General features: G+C 64.1%; 15 protein-coding genes. 3 read left to right on the top strand and 12 right to left on the bottom strand.

Annotated elements, in window-relative coordinates; all coding sequences use genetic code 11:
• Positions 1 to 6: 6 nt before the first annotated feature.
• The 6 genes from paaD to ACTOWJ_RS03410 all read right to left on the bottom strand — a co-directional run bounded on the left by paaD (position 7) and on the right by ACTOWJ_RS03410 (position 5,969).
• Positions 7 to 543: a 1,2-phenylacetyl-CoA epoxidase subunit PaaD gene (gene paaD, locus ACTOWJ_RS03435; RefSeq protein WP_441333191.1), complete on the bottom strand. Its 537-nt coding sequence runs from the start codon at positions 541 to 543 to the stop codon at positions 7 to 9.
• Positions 540 to 1,343, bottom strand: coding sequence for a 1,2-phenylacetyl-CoA epoxidase subunit PaaC (paaC, locus tag ACTOWJ_RS03430; RefSeq protein WP_441333190.1), 804 nt, complete (start codon positions 1,341 to 1,343; stop codon positions 540 to 542). The genes paaD and paaC overlap by 4 nt, the downstream gene beginning before the upstream one ends.
• A gap of 8 nt (positions 1,344 to 1,351) precedes the next feature.
• Positions 1,352 to 1,636, bottom strand: coding sequence for a 1,2-phenylacetyl-CoA epoxidase subunit PaaB (gene paaB / locus ACTOWJ_RS03425; RefSeq protein ID WP_441333189.1), 285 nt, complete (start codon positions 1,634 to 1,636; stop codon positions 1,352 to 1,354).
• Positions 1,637 to 1,656: 20 nt separating this feature from the next.
• A complete protein-coding gene (gene paaA, locus ACTOWJ_RS03420; protein ID WP_441333188.1) occupies positions 1,657 to 2,643 on the bottom strand; it encodes a 1,2-phenylacetyl-CoA epoxidase subunit PaaA in 987 nt (328 codons plus the stop codon).
• A gap of 14 nt (positions 2,644 to 2,657) precedes the next feature.
• Positions 2,658 to 3,863 (bottom strand): 3-oxoadipyl-CoA thiolase, encoded by a 1,206-nt coding sequence (pcaF, locus tag ACTOWJ_RS03415; RefSeq protein ID WP_441333187.1) that lies wholly within the window; start codon positions 3,861 to 3,863, stop codon positions 2,658 to 2,660.
• A gap of 471 nt (positions 3,864 to 4,334) precedes the next feature.
• Complete coding sequence (locus ACTOWJ_RS03410) at positions 4,335 to 5,969, bottom strand: hypothetical protein (RefSeq protein WP_441333186.1); 1,635 nt, start codon at positions 5,967 to 5,969, stop codon at positions 4,335 to 4,337.
• A 164-nt stretch (positions 5,970 to 6,133) separates the two neighbouring features.
• On the opposite strand from ACTOWJ_RS03410, the gene ACTOWJ_RS03405 reads away from it, so the two are divergent.
• Positions 6,134 to 6,409: a hypothetical protein gene (locus ACTOWJ_RS03405; RefSeq protein WP_441333185.1), complete on the top strand. Its 276-nt coding sequence runs from the start codon at positions 6,134 to 6,136 to the stop codon at positions 6,407 to 6,409.
• A 4-nt stretch (positions 6,410 to 6,413) separates the two neighbouring features.
• Here the strand turns inward: ACTOWJ_RS03405 and ACTOWJ_RS03400 are convergent, their stop codons facing one another.
• From ACTOWJ_RS03400 to ACTOWJ_RS03380, 5 genes are read right to left on the bottom strand one after another with little or no spacing between them, the layout of a single operon-like run.
• The gene (locus tag ACTOWJ_RS03400) at positions 6,414 to 7,721 is read right to left on the bottom strand and encodes a hypothetical protein (protein ID WP_441333184.1); all 1,308 of its coding nucleotides are present in this window, start codon (positions 7,719 to 7,721) and stop codon (positions 6,414 to 6,416) included.
• A 13-nt stretch (positions 7,722 to 7,734) separates the two neighbouring features.
• Complete coding sequence (locus ACTOWJ_RS03395; RefSeq protein WP_441333183.1) at positions 7,735 to 9,126, bottom strand: hypothetical protein; 1,392 nt, start codon at positions 9,124 to 9,126, stop codon at positions 7,735 to 7,737.
• Positions 9,123 to 12,974 carry a WD40 repeat domain-containing protein gene (locus ACTOWJ_RS03390; protein WP_441333182.1) on the bottom strand — a complete coding sequence of 1,284 codons (3,852 nt, stop codon included), beginning with the start codon at positions 12,972 to 12,974 and terminating at the stop codon, positions 9,123 to 9,125. Before ACTOWJ_RS03390 ends, ACTOWJ_RS03395 begins: the two co-directional genes overlap by 4 nt.
• Entirely contained in the window at positions 12,971 to 15,064 is a 2,094-nt protein-coding gene (locus ACTOWJ_RS03385; RefSeq protein WP_441333181.1) for a CHAT domain-containing protein, read from the bottom strand. The genes ACTOWJ_RS03390 and ACTOWJ_RS03385 overlap by 4 nt, the downstream gene beginning before the upstream one ends.
• 40 nt (positions 15,065 to 15,104) lie before the next feature.
• Positions 15,105 to 15,749, bottom strand: coding sequence for an N-acetylmuramoyl-L-alanine amidase (locus ACTOWJ_RS03380; RefSeq protein WP_441333180.1), 645 nt, complete (start codon positions 15,747 to 15,749; stop codon positions 15,105 to 15,107).
• A gap of 369 nt (positions 15,750 to 16,118) precedes the next feature.
• Between ACTOWJ_RS03380 and ACTOWJ_RS03375 the strand changes: the two genes are divergently transcribed.
• Complete coding sequence (locus ACTOWJ_RS03375) at positions 16,119 to 17,081, top strand: MBL fold metallo-hydrolase (RefSeq protein WP_441333179.1); 963 nt, start codon at positions 16,119 to 16,121, stop codon at positions 17,079 to 17,081.
• 170 nt (positions 17,082 to 17,251) lie between these two features.
• Here the strand turns inward: ACTOWJ_RS03375 and ACTOWJ_RS03370 are convergent, their stop codons facing one another.
• Positions 17,252 to 18,178, bottom strand: coding sequence for a LysR substrate-binding domain-containing protein (locus tag ACTOWJ_RS03370; protein WP_441333178.1), 927 nt, complete (start codon positions 18,176 to 18,178; stop codon positions 17,252 to 17,254).
• Positions 18,179 to 18,318: 140 nt separating this feature from the next.
• Between ACTOWJ_RS03370 and ACTOWJ_RS03365 the strand changes: the two genes are divergently transcribed.
• The gene (locus ACTOWJ_RS03365; RefSeq protein ID WP_441333177.1) at positions 18,319 to 18,720 is read left to right on the top strand and encodes a RidA family protein; all 402 of its coding nucleotides are present in this window, start codon (positions 18,319 to 18,321) and stop codon (positions 18,718 to 18,720) included.

Genomic DNA, 18,720 nt, shown 5'->3' with positions numbered 1-18,720 from the left:
TCGCTCTCAGATGCATTTGAAATAGTCGAACGGTTCCAGGCAGTCCTCGCAGCGATAGCTCGCCTTGCAGGGTGTGGATCCGAACTGGCTGACCTTCTGCGTTCGCATCGATGCGCAGCGGGGACAGGCGATCGCCAAACCGGGCCGCCCCGATAATTTCGCGATGCGCGCCGCCGTGCGTCCGTCCGCGGCCGTGCCGTCGATGGGCGGCGCAATGCCGTAGTCGAGCAGCTTCCGGCGCCCTTCGCGACTGATCCAGTCGGTCGTCCACGGCGGAGAAATCCGGCGCCGCAGTCTGATCTTTTCCACGCCGCGGTCCCTGAGCGCATTCTCGATATCCAGATTGATGACGCCGGTGGCCGGACAACCCGAATACGTCGGCGTCACCGTCACCACCAGCGTGTCGCTCTCCCACTCCACCTCACGGATGACGCCCAGATCGGTCAGGGAAATGACCGGAATTTCCGGATCCGGAACCTGGCTGAGCCAATCCCAGACTTGCGCGGTGCTGGGCAGCGTGCTCGCTTCCACGACGAGTCTCACCAGCTCGCGCCTGGATACGCGCGCTGCAGGAACTGCATGTCGGCGAGCAGGTAGCCCAGGTGTTCGGTGTGTATGCCGCGCTTGCCGCCCTTGTGCGCGAACGTTCCGTCGGGAACGGTCAGCGTCGCTTCGGCGAGCACCTCGTGCACCACCTCGTCCCAAGCCGGGCGCAGGCTTTCCAGGTTCGGCGCGATACCGGCCGCTGCAACGGCCCGGTCCGTCTCGTCGGCGGTGAACATCTCGCCGACATACGGCCACAACGCATCGATCGCGGCCTGCATGCGGCGCTGGCTTTCCGGTGTGCCGTCGCCGAGGCGAACCACGAGGTCCGAGCTTCGCTCGACGTGATAGGCGACTTCCTTCCGTGCCTTGGCGGCGATCTCGGCGACGCGCCGGTCGGACGAATCCGCCAGCGCCTTGAGCAGTTCCAAGTGGTAAACGTCGAACAGGAAATGCCGCATCACGGTGTTGCCGAAATCGCCGTTGGGGCGTTCGACGAGCAGCAGGTTGCGGAAATCGCAGGCATCGCGCAGGTAGGCGATATCGTCCGCTGTGCGGCCCTTGCCTTCGATCTCGGCGGCGAGGCCGAGCCAAAGCTGAGTTTGCCCGATCAAGTCGAGCGCGATGTTGGCCAGCGCGATGTCTTCTTCCAGGGCAGGGGAATGTCCGCACCATTGCGAATCGCGGTGCCCCAGGATCAAGGTCGTATCGCCGAGCCGCAACGCGAACTCGAAAAGCGCATCGCGATCCGCATCGGCAGACGACGCGTGCGGGGTCGTTGCGGGCGCGATTGCGGGCATCGACGACATCACATATGCCCCACTTCGTCGGGAATTTCGTAGAAGGTCGGGTGACGGTAGACCTTCGAATTCGCCGGATCGAACATCGGCCCTTTCTCCGACGGGCTCGACGCGGCGATGTCCGAGGAGCGCACGACCCAGATCGACACGCCCTCGTTGCGACGCGTATAGACATCGCGAGCATTGAGAATCGCCATCTCGGCGTCGACCGCGTGAAGACTGCCGACATGGCGATGGTTCAAGCCATGCTGGCCACGGATGAAGACCTCCCACAACGGCCATCCTTTCGACATGATCAACTCTCCCGACCAGGTTATGCGGCAGCGCCGACGCGGCGAGACGCTTTCTTCTGCGCATGCGCGAGCATCGCCTCGCGGAACCACGCGCCGTCTTCCCAGGCCTTCACGCGGGCGCCGAGGCGGTCTTTATTGCAGGGGCCGTTGCCGTTGATGACATCGAAGAACTCGTTCCAGTCCGGCTCGGAGAAGTCGTAGCCGGCTTTGTCCTCGTTCCACTTCACATTCGGATCGGGAACGGTCAAGCCGATATGTTCGGCCTGCGGAACCGTCTGATCGACGAACTTCTGGCGAAGCTCGTCGTTGGTGTTCATCTTGATCTTCCAGGCCATGGACTGGGCCGAATGGACCGAATCTTTGTCGGAAGGCCCGAACATCATCAGCGCCGGATACCAGAAGCGGTTCAACGCGTCCTGCGCCATTCGCTTCTGCGCCGGCGTTCCGCCGGCCATCTTCATCATGATGGCGTAGCCCTGGCGCTGATGAAACGATTCCTCCTTGCAGATCCGGACCATGGCGCGGGCGTAGGGACCGTAGGACGTGCGCTGCAGCGGCACCTGATTCATGATCGCCGCTCCATCCACCAGCCAGCCCACCGCGCCCATGTCGGCCCAGGTCAGCGTCGGATAGTTGAAGATCGAGGAATACTTCATCTGTCCGCTGTGCAGCCGTTCCATCAATTCGTCGCGCGAGATGCCCAGCGTCTCGGCCGCGCAATACAGGTACAAGCCGTGGCCCGCCTCGTCCTGCACTTTCGCGAGCAGGATCGCCTTGCGCTCGAGCGTCGGCGCACGGGTGATCCAGTTGGCCTCGGGCAGCTGTCCGACGATCTCGGAATGCGCGTGCTGACCGATCTGGCGGATCAAAGTCTTGCGATAGCCTTCGGGCATCCACTCCTTAGGCTCGATCTTCTCGCCGCGATCGATGCGTGCCTGGAAAGCGATGTCCTGCGGCGTCAGTTCTTCGGCCGCTTTGCCTTCGGATTTCACCATTTGCGCATACATGGCCCGACCCTCGATCAGACGCGTTCGATGACGATGGCGATGCCCTGCCCCACGCCGATGCACATGGCGCACAGCGCGTAGCGGCCGCCGGTACGGTGGAGCTGGTACATCGCGGTGGTGACGAGCCGCGCACCCGACATCCCAAGAGGATGGCCGAGCGCGATCGCGCCCCCATTTGGATTGACGTGAGGCGCGTCGTCCGCCAGGCCGAGATCGCGCAGCGTGGCGAGCGCCTGCGACGCGAAGGCCTCGTTGAGTTCGATCACATCCATCTGATCGAGCTTGAGCCCCGTGCGCGCCAGGACCTTTTTTATCGCCGGCGCCGGCCCGAAGCCCATGATCCGAGGCTCGACACCGACCGCGGCCATGCCGACCACGCGCGCCTTCGGCGTCAGGCCCTGCTTCTTCGCTTCGTCAGCCGATAGCAGCAGCAGCGCCGCAGCGCCGTCGTTGACGCCCGAAGCGTTGCCGGCGGTGACGGAAAGATCCGGGCCGTTGACGCCCTTGAGCCTGGCGAGTTGTTCGACAGTCGTATCCGGGCGCGGATGCTCGTCCGTATCGACCACGATCGGATCGCCCTTCTTCTGCGCCACCGTCACCGGAACGATTTCGTCGCCGAAAAGCCCTTGTTTCTGGGCCGCCGCCCAGCGCGCCTGCGAACGCGCCGCAAAAGCGTCCTGATCGGCGCGAGAGATATGGAAGTCGGCCGCCACGTTGTCCGCCGTTTGCGGCATCGAATCCACGCCGAACCGCTGCTTCATCACCGGGTTGACGAAACGCCAGCCGAGAGTCGTGTCGTACACCGCATTGGAACGCGACCAGGCGCTGTCCGGCTTCGGCATGACGAACGGCGCGCGGGTCATGCTTTCCACGCCGCCGGCGATGACGAAACCGCAGTCGCCCGCCCTGATCGCCCGCGCCGCCATGCCCACGGCATCCATGCCCGAACCGCACAGGCGATTGACCGTCGTGCCCGGAACACAAACCGGCATGCCCGCAAGCAAGACCGCCATGCGGCCGACATTGCGGTTGTCTTCGCCAGCCTGATTGGCGCAGCCGAAGATCAAGTCGTCCACCGCCGACCAGTCGACCTGCGGATTGCGGGCCATCAAGCCCGTCAACGGCACGGCAGCCAGGTCGTCGGCCCGAACCGAAGCCAACGCCCCGCCGTACCGTCCGATCGGCGTCCTGAGCGCATCGCAGATGAATGCTTCCAGCAAGCAAGCCTCCAATTCATTGACCGAACGGACGGTTTATAACATGGATGCCCACCCCTTGGAAGGGTGCGTGTCATGACTGGGCCGGTCGGCATACCCAGGCCTTGCGGACTGCCGCTGACGCGGACGATCCGACGCGGCGTCGTTGCGCGACGATCGGCCCTTGCGCGACGTTGACCAACCTGATGACCGGTGAAACCACGTGGGGCGGCATCGACAGAGCAGTCGGCGGACCGAGGCGGCTACTGCCGGAACCGGGAAAGTTGGACAAAGCGATGCCGGAACCAGGGCCGGACGCGCGGGGACGGAATCGCGATACCGCGTCAATGCAATGATCTGCGCGTTAACGCAAGTCTTGGAAGCGCAGCTGTATCAGCGTGGCGCCGACAAAGGGACCATCGAGAAACGAAATACGCCCGCAACGCAAAGAGGGCCGCATTCGCGGCCCTCTTTCATCAGCGATGGGCGATCAACTTATGCGGGATCCACAGAGAAGTCCAAGCGCGTAAAGCCCGGATTGCCTATGTCACCATCTGCTCCACGAGCGATTTCAACCAGCCTGATGCCGAAACCCTGCGGGTCCTGGCCTGGGCTGGTAGCCATCGACATGGCAAAGTCGAAAGCATTCAGAGGGCTTCCATCCTCCTGGCTGGCTATGCTCTGGAGTGCCAGATTGCCCATTCCCGCTTTGCTTGCCGCATTCGCTTGATAGCTCAGGTTCAACATCTGAGCCTCGGTGAACTTGAGATTCACCGTCTGTCCAGCAGTGACGGGGCCGTCCTGAGTGATCCCTCCGCTGGTGACGAAATTGATCTGCCGGGCCGAGTTCCCATCGGTCGGCAAGGTGAACTCATAGGTGGTGGCAGAAGGTATTTCCTTGCCGACCGTATCGAATCTCTGAACGACCTCCATCTGCAAGTTCCCCCGATACGAGATATCTCGCGTCAGCGTGAAAGATCCATCAGGAAGCGTCGTCTTGGTGATCGTGCGCGTGATCGGTTCATTCAACGCGAGATCGGCCTTGGCTTCAAAGCCGATGCCTTTGTCGAGCTTGGGATTTTCCCCGGTGAAATGCCCGATAACATCGTTGAGCAGCGCGGTCGGCTTGATCTTGGTTTGCAACCGAGCCTGGGATGAAAGATCCACGCGCTCGATAGTGGCCACGTCGCTGACGCCGGCCGTCTGGTGTACGACCTCGCCCGTATTGGTGAAGTGCTCGAAGGCCTTCTGGCCGTCAGGGATCGAAATGTCGAAGGTAGCGGTACGAACGGTGGACGATCCGATGGTGTTCTGAGAACCGAGCACAGCGGTGATGGTATCGAAGCGCACACCGACTCCACCGTAAGCCTCGAACGCTTTACTGGGACCCATCATCACCTGCACGCTCTTATCGTCGACACGAGTGATCGAATAGCTGCTCCCTTCGCCGCTCTTGACCTTTACCTCTGCGCCGATATGGCGGAACGATGCGGCAAAGTCGGTCTGGACGAAATTCTGTTCGTCCATGATGACGGTTGCGCCGACCGGTATGGTCGTCGGATTGAAAGGGTCGATTTTGGCTGCCACCGCGGGATCGGCATTCGGCCCCGGTAAAATGACCTTGAAACGTTCGCGCGATCCGCCGCCAATGTTGCTTTCCAGGTCGAGGCCGGCTTTCTTGGGTTCGCTTTCCTTCTTCGCGTTCACCGTAGCCGCATGCGACTCGCTGACCGTTATCTCGGTGTTGCCGTCCTTGTTGTTCTTGATCGCCAGGCCGACTTCCACTTCGCCCTTCAACTTGGATTGGAATACGGGCGTCTGTGTTTTCAGCGCGCCCTTCACGCTGCCTGCGCCGGGGTTCCAGGTGATTGAGCCGTTGTCGTTGCCTACGGAGAACTCGCTGCTTGGCGCGCCGTGGCTGGCCTTGTATTTGCTCAGGATCGGCGGGTCGCCAAGGCTCATCGGCTTTGGCGACGCGACAGGTGCCGCTGCCGTGTTCGGCGACGGCGGAACGGGCTGCGGAACCGCGGCCGCAGCAGGAGGTACCGCTGCAGGCAGCACTTCCTCGGGCGGGATCTTGTACGGCTCGATCGGTTCCAAGGGTCGGGTCTGAATGCCGTTGACGCTCATGAACTGCCCCTTTGCTGTAGTTCGGAAAAACAGCCTAGGCCTGGAGAATCTCCGCAACAACCTAGGCACCGCCCTAGGAAAATACGATCAATAATGCGTTCGCCATCGCGAACTGTAACAAGCCGTTTACCTCATTCATTTTCAGATGAGACCGCTGCTCGACATTGCCGTTAAGGAAGCTGCGCACACTCGTCGCCACGCTGCGCAAGGACAGCGGTGTCGACGGGGATCGGCTGGAACGCAAGATCAACAACACCGCCTACACCATCCTCTCTAACCTCGGCGTCGATGCCGCTCTGCTCTTTCATTCCTCCGACAACACGTGGGACAGCCTCGCCGAGGCCTGCGAGGCCTGCGAGGCCTGCGAGGTCAAGGGCGACGCAGCCCGGGCCAAGGCTATCCGGCTGACGAAAAGCTATCCGCCCGACGCGGCGAGATGAGACCTCAGCCGGCCAACGCGGCCGACCAGATCAGGTGACCGATCTGCGGATGCGCGATGTCGCTGTGAGCGCCGGAAGGCGGACGGCCCGCGCGGATCACCCGGTCGCAGTTCACGTTGTGGATCCGCCCCGGCTTGAATGCGTAGGCGAAACCGGCGTCGCCGATATCGATATCCTCGATCTGCAGAGCGCTGCCTTGCAAGCCGAAGCTTCCGACGCCGCCGTAGGTGGGCAATTGATCGGGCGCGAGCGAGACCTGCCGCGCGACTCCGGCGGCCAGCGGGTACAGGGAACCGACCGCCGAGTCGTGTTTGCTGCGAGTGGTGACGATCGGCCCGGATACCGCATCGCCGTTCGCAAGACGGCGGAAGTATCCTGCCTTGCCGGAATCGGGCAGATTTCCGGCGCACGACCACAGCGACAACGCGCCCTGCACCAGCACGAGCGAGCGCACCGGACGCGGCAGTTTCGCGCCGTCCGGCCCGCATACCGATGCCGACGCCACGATGCAACCGAAGCTGTGTCCCATCAGATGAAAGCGCACGCCGCGTTCGCGCGTCGCGTCCATCAGCAAGCGCAACAGCGCGTGACCACCGCTCTCCCCCACCTTCTTGGCGCGTTTCTTCATCTTCCAGAAGGACAGTTGCACCAGCGGCGACAACAACGCGTTGCGCACACCCCCGCCGCCGAAGCTCGCTTCTTCGGCCAGGCCGCGCGCATAGGCCACGTCGGGATCGAACGGCTCGCGATCCGCGCCCGGATCGCCTTCCACGCCCTGCGCGCCCAGTCCGGCTTCTTCGTCGAGTACGCGGTAGGCCTCGACCAGATCCGGCGGCAACGTGCTGGGCTGATACTCGATCCGATCCGCGGCCTGGAAGATCGTCCGCAACGCTTCGCGCGCGCGCGGCGTATCGGCGAGACCTTGCGCGGCCGCGTCGATGTCGTCATCGACGCGGGTGGCGCCGCCCACGGCGAAGGATTCGGCGGCGTCGAACGATTCGTCGCCGAACAACAAGCTGGGCCAGTGCAGCCCCACGAGCAAGGGCACGAAGTCCGGCCCCGCCCGCGCCATGTCGGCGGTTTGCGCCATCAGCGTCCCCATCCAGGCGGCGTACTGCGATTTTGCGGCGGGAAGGTCGCCTTTCCAACCGTGGATGAAGATGAAGACATCGGTGGCGCCGCCGTCGGCGATCGCCTGCGCGATGCGCCGGCTTTCCATGCCGTCTCCGTCGTCGTCGCGCTCGGCGCCGTCTTCGTCGAAGCAGATCAGGTGATAGCGCGAGGCGGTACCCGGTATGGTTTCCAGCGACATGGCATGGGCTCCTTCAGACGGGAATGCGGACGGCGGGATCGCCGAGCAACAAATAGCTACGGGCGTCGTTGTGTGCGGTCCACAGTCCGGCGATCTTGTAGTCGTCGACGCTCGCGCCGTAACGGATGTCGGCCAGTTCGCCGTTGAGCACGATCGCCAGGTCGGCGTGCTTCATCGCGAAGGCATCCATGGTGAATCCGACCCGCGCCCCGGCCATCAACGCACGCAGGCAGTTTTCGAAGGTATGGGTCTGCGAACCCAGGCCCGGCCAGGAGAACGAATAGCTCCAGGCGCGTTCGACATGGCCGATCACCGCCAGCGCGCCTCCGTCGGGCTTGCCGAGCAGGCGCTGCGGCAAGCGCGCGATGAACGGCGCATCGGCGATCTGCGGCGGACGCGCGTCTGCCGGCGCGTAGTCGTCGAGCAACGGCGTTCCCGCCCCGTAGCAGGCGAAATGAAACGCCAGGGTGCGCGACAGGTCGACCGTCTGCGGCACGTCGTCGCCGCCGAAATAGAGTTCGGGTCCGACCGCGCCGCGATGCCGCAGCGGGCCTTGCCAATCCTGGCAGAGCAGCGCGCCCTGGCATGCGAGCTGATTCTCGTGCCCGCGCGGGAAACCGATGCCGTGGCTCGCGGTGAACAGCAACGCGGGCGAGGAACTCAGGCAATCGCTCAGGCCGGCTTTGGTCGCCTGATCGGCCACTATGCGATCGATCGTCCAATCAGGATGCGATTCCTGCAATTGATCGGCCAATGGCGCGACCAGCTGCGAACTGCTCAGTTCGGTGGCGCGATCGTCCAGGTTGCATACGCCGAACAGGCTGGCGCGCCGCTCGACCGGGGCGGAATTTTCCTCGCTGGCCACCACGCTCTCGGCGTAGTTGCGATATTCCTGGACGCTGTCGAAATGCAGGCGGCCCACCGCGTAATTGAGTTCGAGTTCGTACTGGAAACGGAACGGAATCGACTCGGGGCTGCCGACGATCAGCAGGTAGTACGGCACCTTGTTGACCTGGGCCATGCCCAGTCCCGCGCCTTGCCGCCCGAGCCAGGCTATGGCGCGCTCGTCCGGCCGATAGGCGGAAGCGCCGGTGAAGCTCTTGTAGCGAGCTCCGGCTTGCTGTTGGCGTCGATCGCACAAGAGCTCGAGCGCGTCGGCGATTTCGGGCGGCGCATCGTGGGCGAAGACGATGCCCCAGCCCACCTGCTCCAGATCGTTGGGGTCCATGCCGAAAGGCAGGGAGAGATGGGCCGCCTGCCGCTGTTGTTTATCGGCGAGCGATCTTTCGTCGACCGAGGGCTCGCGCGTCGCGCGCGCCGCGCGGGAAATGTCCTCCACGGTCGGCGCGGCGAGGTAGGCGCCGCTGGTGGCGTCGATGCCGTTGAATCCATGAGGGACGGTCATTGTTCTGTCGCCTTCGTTGTATCGCTCCCGACGCTGGGTGCATCGTCCCGGCTCCTCGCCACATACGCCTTGGCCGCGTCGACGACTCGATCCACGCCCAAGTCCCAACCGAGCAGCGAGGCGCCTGCGGATATCAGGAAGGTCCCCTCGCCATTGAGTGCGACCGTCTGTACTACGCCACTGGCGCGTGGTTCGAGTTCGGTCGTCGAGATGCGTTCGGCGTCGTTCAGCGGCGCGCTCCACTCCACGACGTAGCCGTCGGAGTCCGCGCTGATCGTGATCGACCGTTCGCCGCCGCGCGCGTTTGCCAACGCGGTAATCGCGTGATCGTGGCGCCGAATCACGCCGATCGGCTTGAGCGTCGGCAGCTCGCACTTGGTGAGGAAGCCTTCGATGCCGCCGGCGAGCAACTCGTTCTTGTTGCGGGAGAACACCAACGCCGATACGCCCTGCCCGATCTGCGCATCGCGCAGGAGTTCGAGATGCGGCGCGCCTGCGCCATCCGTGGAGACCTCCCACAGATGCACATGTCCGCTGTCCGTGCCGGCGGCTAGATAGCGTGAGTCCTCACTGAACGCTACCGACAGAATCCGATCGGTCACCGTGGCCGTACCGGACTTCACTCGGAACGCGCGGGAATAAACTTGCCGCCAGTGCGTATCGGTCGCTGCATCGCGCGTCCACATGTGCAGGACGTTGCGATCGGTCGTCGCCAGCAGGCGGCTGTTCTGGCTGAAGGACATCACCGGCAGAGCTTCGGGCGGACGATGCTCGTTGCAGAACCGAGGGGTTTTCGCCATGACCTGCAAAGCGGGCGCCGGGCGCTTGCCGTTCTCCAACGTCCATGCGGATAGCGACCGGCAATCCCAGACCACGAACTGCCGACCGTCGGGCCGCCATGCGAACGCGGCCGCCTCGTCCACCGCCATCGACCACTCCGGCGCGGCTTCGATGCCGGACGCTCCGCGCCGCCAGAAGCGGAGCTGATCCTCTCCCCGTGCGGCGATCGACTTGCCTTCGGTATCCATCGAGACTGCCGTCCACGCTTTGAAGTCGCGCGCACCGGGCAAAGGCGAGGCCATGGCCGGACCGGTGCCGCGGTCCAGGTCCAGCAAGACGATCTTGTGCGTCGCTCCGACCGCCACCTGCGCCCGAGAGCCGGGTCTGTGGGTTACGCTGTACAAGCGTTCGCCCAAGCTGAAATGCTCGCGACGCGTTTTTTTCGGGAAGTCATCCAAGTTCGTTATCGTCTCGTCCGGCAGTGTCCAACGCACCAGCGACCCGTCGGCGCCGACGGTGACGAAATCGCCGGGGCCAAGGAAGTCGATGTCCTTGACGTAGGTATCCCGCCCGCGCCCACGATGGGTCAGATGGCCAAGGACGATGCCTGGCTGCTTGTCGTCGGCTCGCATATCCCAAAGATGCACACTGCCGTCGGTATCGCCGGCCACGATGTAGCTGCCTCTCGGATCGGCGGCCAATGTCGTGACCGCTATGTTGTAGCCGGTATGTTTCTGGATGCTGTACTCGCCTTCCAGAATTGGCGCATGTCGCGTCGCGTCATCGAAGCGCCAGCGACGAAGGTTTCCTTCCGTGTCGGCCGACACCAGGCGGTATCCTTGCGTGGTCGGAAGGAATGCCAGGCCGAGCATCGACGACAAGGTCCTTCCGAACGCGGGAGCCGGCACCGGGTTATCCGGATCGGCGAAATCCCACATCAAAACCTGCTTGTTCCAGCCCGCGACCGCCAGCCAGCGGCCATCTTCGCTGAATGTCGCCACCGCCAGCCGATCTTCCTCGGACTGCGCTTTCAATAGCACTCTCATAACGCGCAGGCGATGGGTTTCATCCAGTTTCCACAGAGTGACTTGTCCCTCTCTGTCGGTGGAAACCACCCGTGATCCGTACACTGCAACGGCATAGATGTCGGCTTTCTGACCCGGCGTTATGAACTCCGGCGATCCCGGCTCATCGACGTTCTGTACGGAAATCCGGTTGTCCCACGATCCGGCGATCAGCCGCTTGCCGTCCTGCGTGAACGCCAGCGACCAGACCACGTAGCCACGCGGACGCAGCTCCTGCTTCAACGCCGCGGGCGCGCGCGTCAACTGCTGCCGCAGTTCGTCCTCGATGGTTCGCGACAGACCTCCGTCGTCGCCGAAGTCCCTGCTGTTCGCGTCATCCATGAGTGGAATCAGCGCACGCAAGGTCCTGCCGGGCGTGTCCTGTTTTTCGCGTGCCAATGACAGGGCCCGATAGGCTTTGCTTCGCGCCGCCCTCTGGGCTTCATCGGCCTCGCTTCGGGTGTAGAACACGATCAACGCCACCACGGCCACCGCGCAAACAGCGGCCAGCACGATCAGGAGTCGACGCCAGCGACGCTGCCTGTTTTCGACTTCGCGTCTTTGCCGCGATGCCCTCAGGAAATCGTCGTCGCTCGGCGGCAGAACCTGCTCATGCGCGGCCAGATACGCCTCGGCCACTTTCAATTCGTGCGTCGACAGAAGCAGAGTGTCCGCGTTCGCTCCACTGCACTGGTACCAGCGTTCGGCACGCATCTGGAAGAATTGCAGATGGGTCTGGCGCCAGACCCTGTTGGATTCGCGGATCGGCGTCACCAGCCGATCGTGCGGCAACTCGACCCAGTCGCGTCCCGAACGCTTGTCCAAGCGCAGCAGATGGGCCTCGATCAGCCGGGCGATGGCCGAGCGAACGTCCTGCCCGTCCTCATCGTCGTACAGACAGGGGGTACGCACACCCGCCGTCGAGATGAGCTTGCTTTCCATCCAGTCGCGCAAGCGGCGCTCCATCGCCAGATCGTCGTGGGCGGCGGCGGCTATTTCCGCGTCGATGAAATCGCGCAATGCGCGATCCACCTGGTTGTATTCGATCGACTGCACGTCCTCCAGGCGGATGCTGCGATGCTGGCGGCCGACGATCTTCTGCCACAGGTCGCGACAGACCACCTGCAGTTGGACGGGCTCGACGAAACGGCCGGGTTGTTGGGTCTCATGCCCGTCCAGGCCGCGTATGCGCACCGTGCTCAGATCGCCGACCAGGCTCTCGGCCACGCCGGACTCCATCCAGCGCTCGCCCGCGGTACGAACAATGGCATCGGTGGCCGCTTCCACACTCAACGCCTCCAGCCGATAGCGATAGGCGAGCGAGGTGGGAATCAGGTCCAGATAGGATTGCAGCTCCGCCAGCCGATCCTCGCGGATGATGAACAACGCCCAGATGCGCACCGCGGAATCGCCGGCCCACGGGTTGATCCGCTCTCCGCGCAGCAGATCCCCCAGTTCGGTAAGGAACTGATGCTTCTGCTCCTGGTCCAGCGGATTGAAGGTGAACAGTTCTTCGAACTGGTCGAACACCAGCAAGGGATAACTCGGGTGTCCCGACGCCGACTCGCCGGCGGCCGCGAAGGCGTATTCGTCGATGTACTGTTTAAGCGTGTAACGCCCGAGCTCCCCGCACGGTTTTCGCAAGACTTCCGCGCGCGCGCGCTCCAGCGCGCTCAGCGTGGCGAGCCTGTACCGGTTGAGCCCCGGGTCGTTGGCGAATTCGGGATCGCAATGGCCCAGCCGGACGATAGGCAAGGCATCGATTCCATACTCGTCGCGCAAGCGCGGAATGACACCCGCGCGCACCAGCGAGGTCTTGCCCGCGCCGGAGGGCGAGAACAGCAGGACGATCCGTTTGCTCACCAACAGATCGGACAGCTCCTCGATTTCCCGGTTGCGTCCATGCAAGGGCTGGCCGAAATCGATCGGCACCGGCCCTACGAACGGGTTGGACGATGCTTGTCCGGCCGCGATCGCCGGAACCTCTGCGGCGATCGCGTTCATGCCGCGCGATCGCGCTGGAAGCGATCGACCAGTTGCGCCAGGAATTCCTGCGGCGAACTCCAGAACAGGTTGATGTTGGACTGGTCGTGGAAGTAACGCCGCAGGTACTTGAACATCCGCTCGGGCACGGCATGTTCGTCCGACGGCGTCATCTGGATGGCCACGCTGGTGCGCCGCCACTGCAGCACCCGCCCCGGCTGACGCAGGATGCTGCCGAGCACGGTGCGGAAATCCCAATCCTCGACCCGGAAGCCGAGCAGCAACAAACCCGAAGAGGCTATGGCGGCGGTCACGGCGCGGGGAATTCCGTTCATCCCGCGCGTTTCGTTGCGGGTCACGCCCATCAGGAACTCGAAGTAATCGTCCTCGGTGATGACCAGGCTCTCGGGATACTGGTAATTGCCGAAGACGTGGAGGATCAGCGGCTCGGTTTCGCTCGGCGTGTAGGATGCATCGAGCTGCGGCCCGTATTCGATGCTCTGGTCGCCGCTGCTGCGCCACGCGCACAGCAGGATGCGCGGCTTCTTGCCTTCTTCGACCAAGGCGTCGTACAGCAGGTTGTCGCGGTTGGCGTTCACGTAGATGGGCAGCGGTAGTTGCGCCAGCAGCGTATGCACCTCGCCCGGGTCGCTGTCGCGCAAGTCCTTGCCGATATGCGACACCATGCTGTCGACCATGCCCTGCTTCACCGGCGCGGCCATCAACTCGGGCGGCAGCACGTGGCTGTAATTGCGCCGCAGATAGCCGACCACGTAGGAGCGCATCGCATCGACCACGAAGCTCGGGCCGTTCTGGTACGCCAGGTGCTGCGCGACCTGGGCCAGATCGTCGCGCTGATTGGGCGCCAGCGGGAACTCGTAGCGTTCAGCCCAGGCGCGCGCGATCTCGCGGGAGGGTCCGATGACCGGTTCCACCAGGCCGGGGCCGAGTACCGGCACGCATTTCTGGTTGGCGACGTTGGACACGACCGCCTCCCAGTGTTCGAAGGCGCCGGCGTCCGTGCCGCGCGGCGGCCATACGACGCCGCTCTTGGACTGGGTGTAGAGAACCGGCATCCACCAGTCGTGCTGTTCGTGGATGTCGGCCCGCGCGATGGCGACGGCGCGGTCTATCTGGCCGTCCTTGACCAGTTCGCGGAAGAACCGCCGCATGAAGCGCTCGACCGATTTGACGCTGACATCGCCCTGCATGGCCAGCACGTTGGGCACGCCGGCCAGCAACAGGCGCGGCGCCAACGCCGCCAAGGCCTGATCGCCTTGTCCGCCGGCGCCGCGGCACGAGGCCAGTATGATCAGCCGCGGGCGCTCGTCGGCCGCCGCGATGCGCTGCACCAACTCTTCGCCGCGAACCACATCGCCGAGGCCCTCGTCGTTTTCGAGCAGCAGCCGCGGCGCGCCGTCGGGGGTGATGGTGCCGTGGCAGGCCAGATACAGGATGTCGGAGTAGCGATCGCGCAAGCTGGAGACGATGTTGTAGAGCGATGCCCTGCCGTCCAATGCGCGCAACGTGACCTTGCGAGGGCCGTGCCAAGCCTCCGCGTCGATCGCTTCTTGGGTCCGGCGCAGTTCCTGTTGCGCATCGATCGGCGCCTGTTGCCAGCGCGACGCCAGATCGCTGGGATTGGCCACCACCGCCAGCATCTGCACGTTGTCGGGATCCGACAGCGGACGCAGCAGAAAATCGTCGGAACTCAGGAATCGGCAGAACCACAGCGAGGTATTGAACAGCAGCGGTGTCGTCTTGCCGGGTTCTCTCATCAGCTCCCAGTGCACGGCGTGAAGTTCCGGGGCGCTGGCCTGCACATGCAGGCGTATCCGCAACCCGTCGCGATTGGCCGCATAGGCGCGCGCACGCGTGAAGGCCTGATGGATGCGGCTGTCCGGCCCGCCGAACACCATCTCGGTCAACGCCGCTCCGTAAGCCTGCGGATCCAACGCATGGCGCTGCAGTTCCGCCAGATCGATACCGATACGCACCGGCTCGATCAGATCGGTCTCGCGATCGGTTTCCGGATCGATGTAGCGGCCGCCGATGAAGTACTCGCCGCGATCGAGCCACTGTATGCGCAGTTCCAGTTCGCTGTGGGACATGACCGGTCCTTGTGTCCTGCGTCAGGCCGCGAAAACCGGCTCAGCGCACGATCACCTCGTAGCCGTCCCCGGGTTCGGGCAGCGGTTCGGCCATCTCGGCGAAGGCGAAGGACGCAGCGGCTTGCAAATGCTCGTCGATCGCCTGGAGCAACGCTGCGGCGAGGGCGTCGAGGTAGGCCGCGTCGCCGAGCCGTTGTTCTTCCTGCGCCAGATCCATGAAGCTGATCTCTACCAGACACGCCGCGGTGGCCGAATGATGCGACGCCGGCTTGAGCACGGCGAACTGCTCGCGCTTGACGCCGCGATCGGGATGCCCGGTGATCGCGAGCACCGAGCGCTGGACCCTTTTGGCCAGATCCAGCGATCCGGTGCCCGCGCCGACGTGGGCGAAAGTTTCCGTTCCCTGCGCCTTGGCGTTGAAGCCGTTGAAATGGATCGAGACGAAGACTCTGGCCCTGCGGTCGCGCGCCACGTGGGCGCGATCGGTCAAGCCCACGTTGACGTCTTCGGTGCGGGTCAGCACCACCGTATGGCGCTGCGCACCGGGCAGTCGCGCGAGCCTGCGCGCGATATCCAAGGTGACGTTCTTTTCCAGCAGTCCCTTCGGCCCGCTGGCGTTGTTAGGGCTGGATCCTCCGACCGTCCGGCTTCCGCCGTGGCCGGGATCGATTACGACGACGTCCATGCGTTGAACTCCACTGCAACCCTTGTATTCGAACGAGGGAACCGCGCCCTGTCGGCCAACGCGTGCACGCCGCCGACCTGGCCGATGGATGCGACCGAAACCGTTCTAGCGCGGCAGCAAACGGCATCGCCGTCTGACGGTCGTCGCATCGATTCGCGCGATCATTGCGTCCCATCGTGCCGCCGCCTCCTTCACTGAACGCGGCCGCGGCCGATACGCGTATCGCAGATCGCATTACTTGCTAACGAGCTCCCCGGTCGAAAGCGGACATCGCCTTGTTGCACGACTGCATCGCGTATAAGCTCGCATGGCCATCGCATCGATCGGCGGCGAGTTCCGCCGTATCCCGTCTTCATTGTCGAGCGCCTTGTGACCCCTATCTATTTCTCCGCCGCGGTCGCCGCACTCATGACCACCGCGACGCTGTGCGGATGCTCGCAGTCCGAGCCCGCGCCGACTCAGGCGCCGTCTTCGGCCCCGACCGCCACCGCTTCGCCTTCATCGCCGCCGCAGACCGCGAACCCGGACGTGCTGCGCTTTCGCATCGGCACGCTCGACGCGGTGGCGCTGAAGGACGGCGATATCGACACCGCCAACGACGGCAAGACGTTCGCCATCGGTCAGCCGGTCGATCAGGTCGCCGCGTTGCTGGCCGCCGCGGGACAACCGACCGACGTCCTGCATCTGAGCATCCAGCCGCTGCTGGTGCGCAGCGGGACACGCAATCTGCTGTTCGACACCGGCGCGGCCGACGCGTCCTTCGCCCGCGCCGGACGCCTGCCGGCCTCGCTGCGCGCAGCCGGCGTCGAGCCGTCGCAGATCACCGACATCTTCATTTCGCATCAGCATCCCGATCATGTCGGCGGCCTGCTCACCGGCGCGGGCGCGCTCGCCTTCCCCAACGCCGCGATCCACCTCTCGGCTCCGGAATGGGAATCGATGAAGAGCGATGGCGACGCCGCCGCGCGGGTCGCCGCGATCGCACCGAAGGTCCAGACCTTCCAGCCCGGCGCGGCGATCGTTCCCGGCGTGGTCACTGCGGTGGCGGTCGACGGGCATACCCCGGGGCACAGCGCCTACGAGATCGCATCGGGCGACGAGCGCCTGCTCTACATCGGCGACACCGCGCATCATTTCGTGATCTCGGTACAGCGTCCGGAATGGACCGTGCAGTACGACCGCAACGCGCCGCTGGCCCAGACCCACCGGCGTGCGCTGCTGCAGCGTGCCGCCGACGGCAACCTGCGCGTCTACGCCGTGCATTTCCCCTTCCCTGGCCTGGGAAGGATCAAGGCCCAGGGCGACAGTTTCGTCTGGGAACCCGAGCGCTGATTCAAGCAAGCGCTGATTCAAGCAAGCACCGATTCAAACAGGCACCGATTCAAGCAAACGCTGATTCAAGCAAGCACCGATTCAAGCAAACACCAATTCAAGCAAACACCAATTCAAGTTCAAGCAAACACGGCCCCCGGGCGGTCGCGCCGAAGCGCACCGCCCACCGATCAGGGGTCGTATCGACCGGCGATCGGCGCGTGTCGCGCGATCACATCGACGACCCAATCGATGAACACGCGCAATTTTCTGCTGACGTGCCGGTTCGGTGGAAACGCCAGGTACAACGGCATCGGATCGAGCCGCCAGTCCTCGAACAAACGTATCAATTCGCCTCTCTCGCAATGCGCCTTGGCCATGTAGTCCGGTAGCCAGAGCACGCCCATGCCGGCCAAACCGGCGGCGAGGTAGGCATTGCCGTCGTCGACGGCGAGTAAGTAGCGGCCTTGCACCTTGATGCTCTCCGCGTCGCGTTGCATGGCGTAGGGAACGACCTTGCCGGTGCGCGCCCAGTGGAAACCCACGATGCGGTGATGGCTGTCCTGAAGCGCTTGCGGGTGCGAGGGAGTGCCGGCGCGTTCGAGGTAGCTCGGCGCTGCGTAAACGCCGAGTTGCAGATCGCCCACCCGGCGCGCCATCAACGACTGATCGGTGAGTTCGCCGCCGCGTACGACGCAGTCCACGTTTTCGCCGATCAGGTCGACCCTGCGATCGCTCACGCCCATGTCCAGCTGGATGTCCGGGTACTGGGCGTGGAAGGCCGGCAGCGCCGGTATCAGGATCATGCGCGCCAACGGACTGGGCACGTCCACCCGCAGCCGCCCCCTCGGAGCGGCCGAGGCGTTGGACAAGCTGGTCTCGGCATCGTCCATGTCGGCCAGCAGCCGCACCACGCGTTCGTAATACGCCGCACCGTCGGCGGTGACGTTGACCTTGCGCGTGGTGCGGTTGAGTAGCTTGACCCGCAACCGCGCCTCCAGTTGCTGCACCAGCTGGGTGACGCTGGTCTTGCTCATCCGCAGCGTTTCGGCTGCCTTGGTGAAGCTGCCGGTCTCCACCACCCGGGCGAATGCCTGCATCGCGTCGATACGGTCCATCAGCCCTCCAGGCGTTTGGGATTGTTTGGATTCTACAAACAGTGATGGCCGCAGATGCGTGTTTATCCGGGCGGTTGCGCCGCCTAAAGTCCGCCCATCGTTCAACCCGGGTCGCCTCAGACCCATTGATGGAGGTATCGGTGACAAAGCGCGACGTGGTTTTCCCTCCTGGGCGCCAGGCCTTGTATGAACGCAATCGCTATTCGCCGGCGATCCGCTCCAACGGTTTCCTGTTCGTATCCGGGCAAGTCGGCAGCCGCGAAGACGGCTCGCCCGAGCCGGACCTGGAAGCCCAGGTCCGGCTGGCGTTCGAAAATTTGAACGCGGTCCTGAAAGCCGCCGGTTGCACCTTCGACGACGTGATCGATGCGACCGTGTTCATCGTCGATCCCGAATCGAAGTTCGACACCATCTGGAAGATCCTGCCCGAGTACTGGGGTCAGGCCCCGCACCCGACGCTCACCGGCATCGGCGTGACCTGGCTGTACGGTTTTCAGTTCGAGATCAAAGTGATCGCGAAGCTGCCGGAGACGGTCGACTGA

The sequence above is a fragment of the Lysobacter sp. CA199 genome (assembly GCF_052078715.1).
Taxonomy (GTDB): domain Bacteria; phylum Pseudomonadota; class Gammaproteobacteria; order Xanthomonadales; family Xanthomonadaceae; genus Lysobacter.
This window is presented reverse-complemented; position numbering and strand designations above follow the sequence as displayed.

What these genes read in the sequence shown, in the direction of transcription:
- ACTOWJ_RS03410 (WP_441333186.1), bottom strand. Translation starts at nt 5,969, where the DNA reads ATGAGCGTCAACGGCATTCAGACCCGACCCTTGGAACCGATCGAGCCG.
- ACTOWJ_RS03380 (WP_441333180.1), bottom strand. Translation starts at nt 15,749, where the DNA reads ATGGACGTCGTCGTAATCGATCCCGGCCACGGCGGAAGCCGGACGGTC.
- ACTOWJ_RS03400 (WP_441333184.1), bottom strand. Translation starts at nt 7,721, where the DNA reads ATGTCGCTGGAAACCATACCGGGTACCGCCTCGCGCTATCACCTGATC.
- ACTOWJ_RS03390 (WP_441333182.1), bottom strand. Translation starts at nt 12,974, where the DNA reads ATGAACGCGATCGCCGCAGAGGTTCCGGCGATCGCGGCCGGACAAGCA.
- ACTOWJ_RS03385 (WP_441333181.1), bottom strand. Translation starts at nt 15,064, where the DNA reads ATGTCCCACAGCGAACTGGAACTGCGCATACAGTGGCTCGATCGCGGC.
- paaC (WP_441333190.1), bottom strand. Translation starts at nt 1,343, where the DNA reads ATGCCCGCAATCGCGCCCGCAACGACCCCGCACGCGTCGTCTGCCGAT.
- paaB (WP_441333189.1), bottom strand. Translation starts at nt 1,636, where the DNA reads ATGTCGAAAGGATGGCCGTTGTGGGAGGTCTTCATCCGTGGCCAGCAT.
- ACTOWJ_RS03370 (WP_441333178.1), bottom strand. Translation starts at nt 18,178, where the DNA reads ATGGACCGTATCGACGCGATGCAGGCATTCGCCCGGGTGGTGGAGACC.
- paaA (WP_441333188.1), bottom strand. Translation starts at nt 2,643, where the DNA reads ATGTATGCGCAAATGGTGAAATCCGAAGGCAAAGCGGCCGAAGAACTG.
- ACTOWJ_RS03395 (WP_441333183.1), bottom strand. Translation starts at nt 9,126, where the DNA reads ATGACCGTCCCTCATGGATTCAACGGCATCGACGCCACCAGCGGCGCC.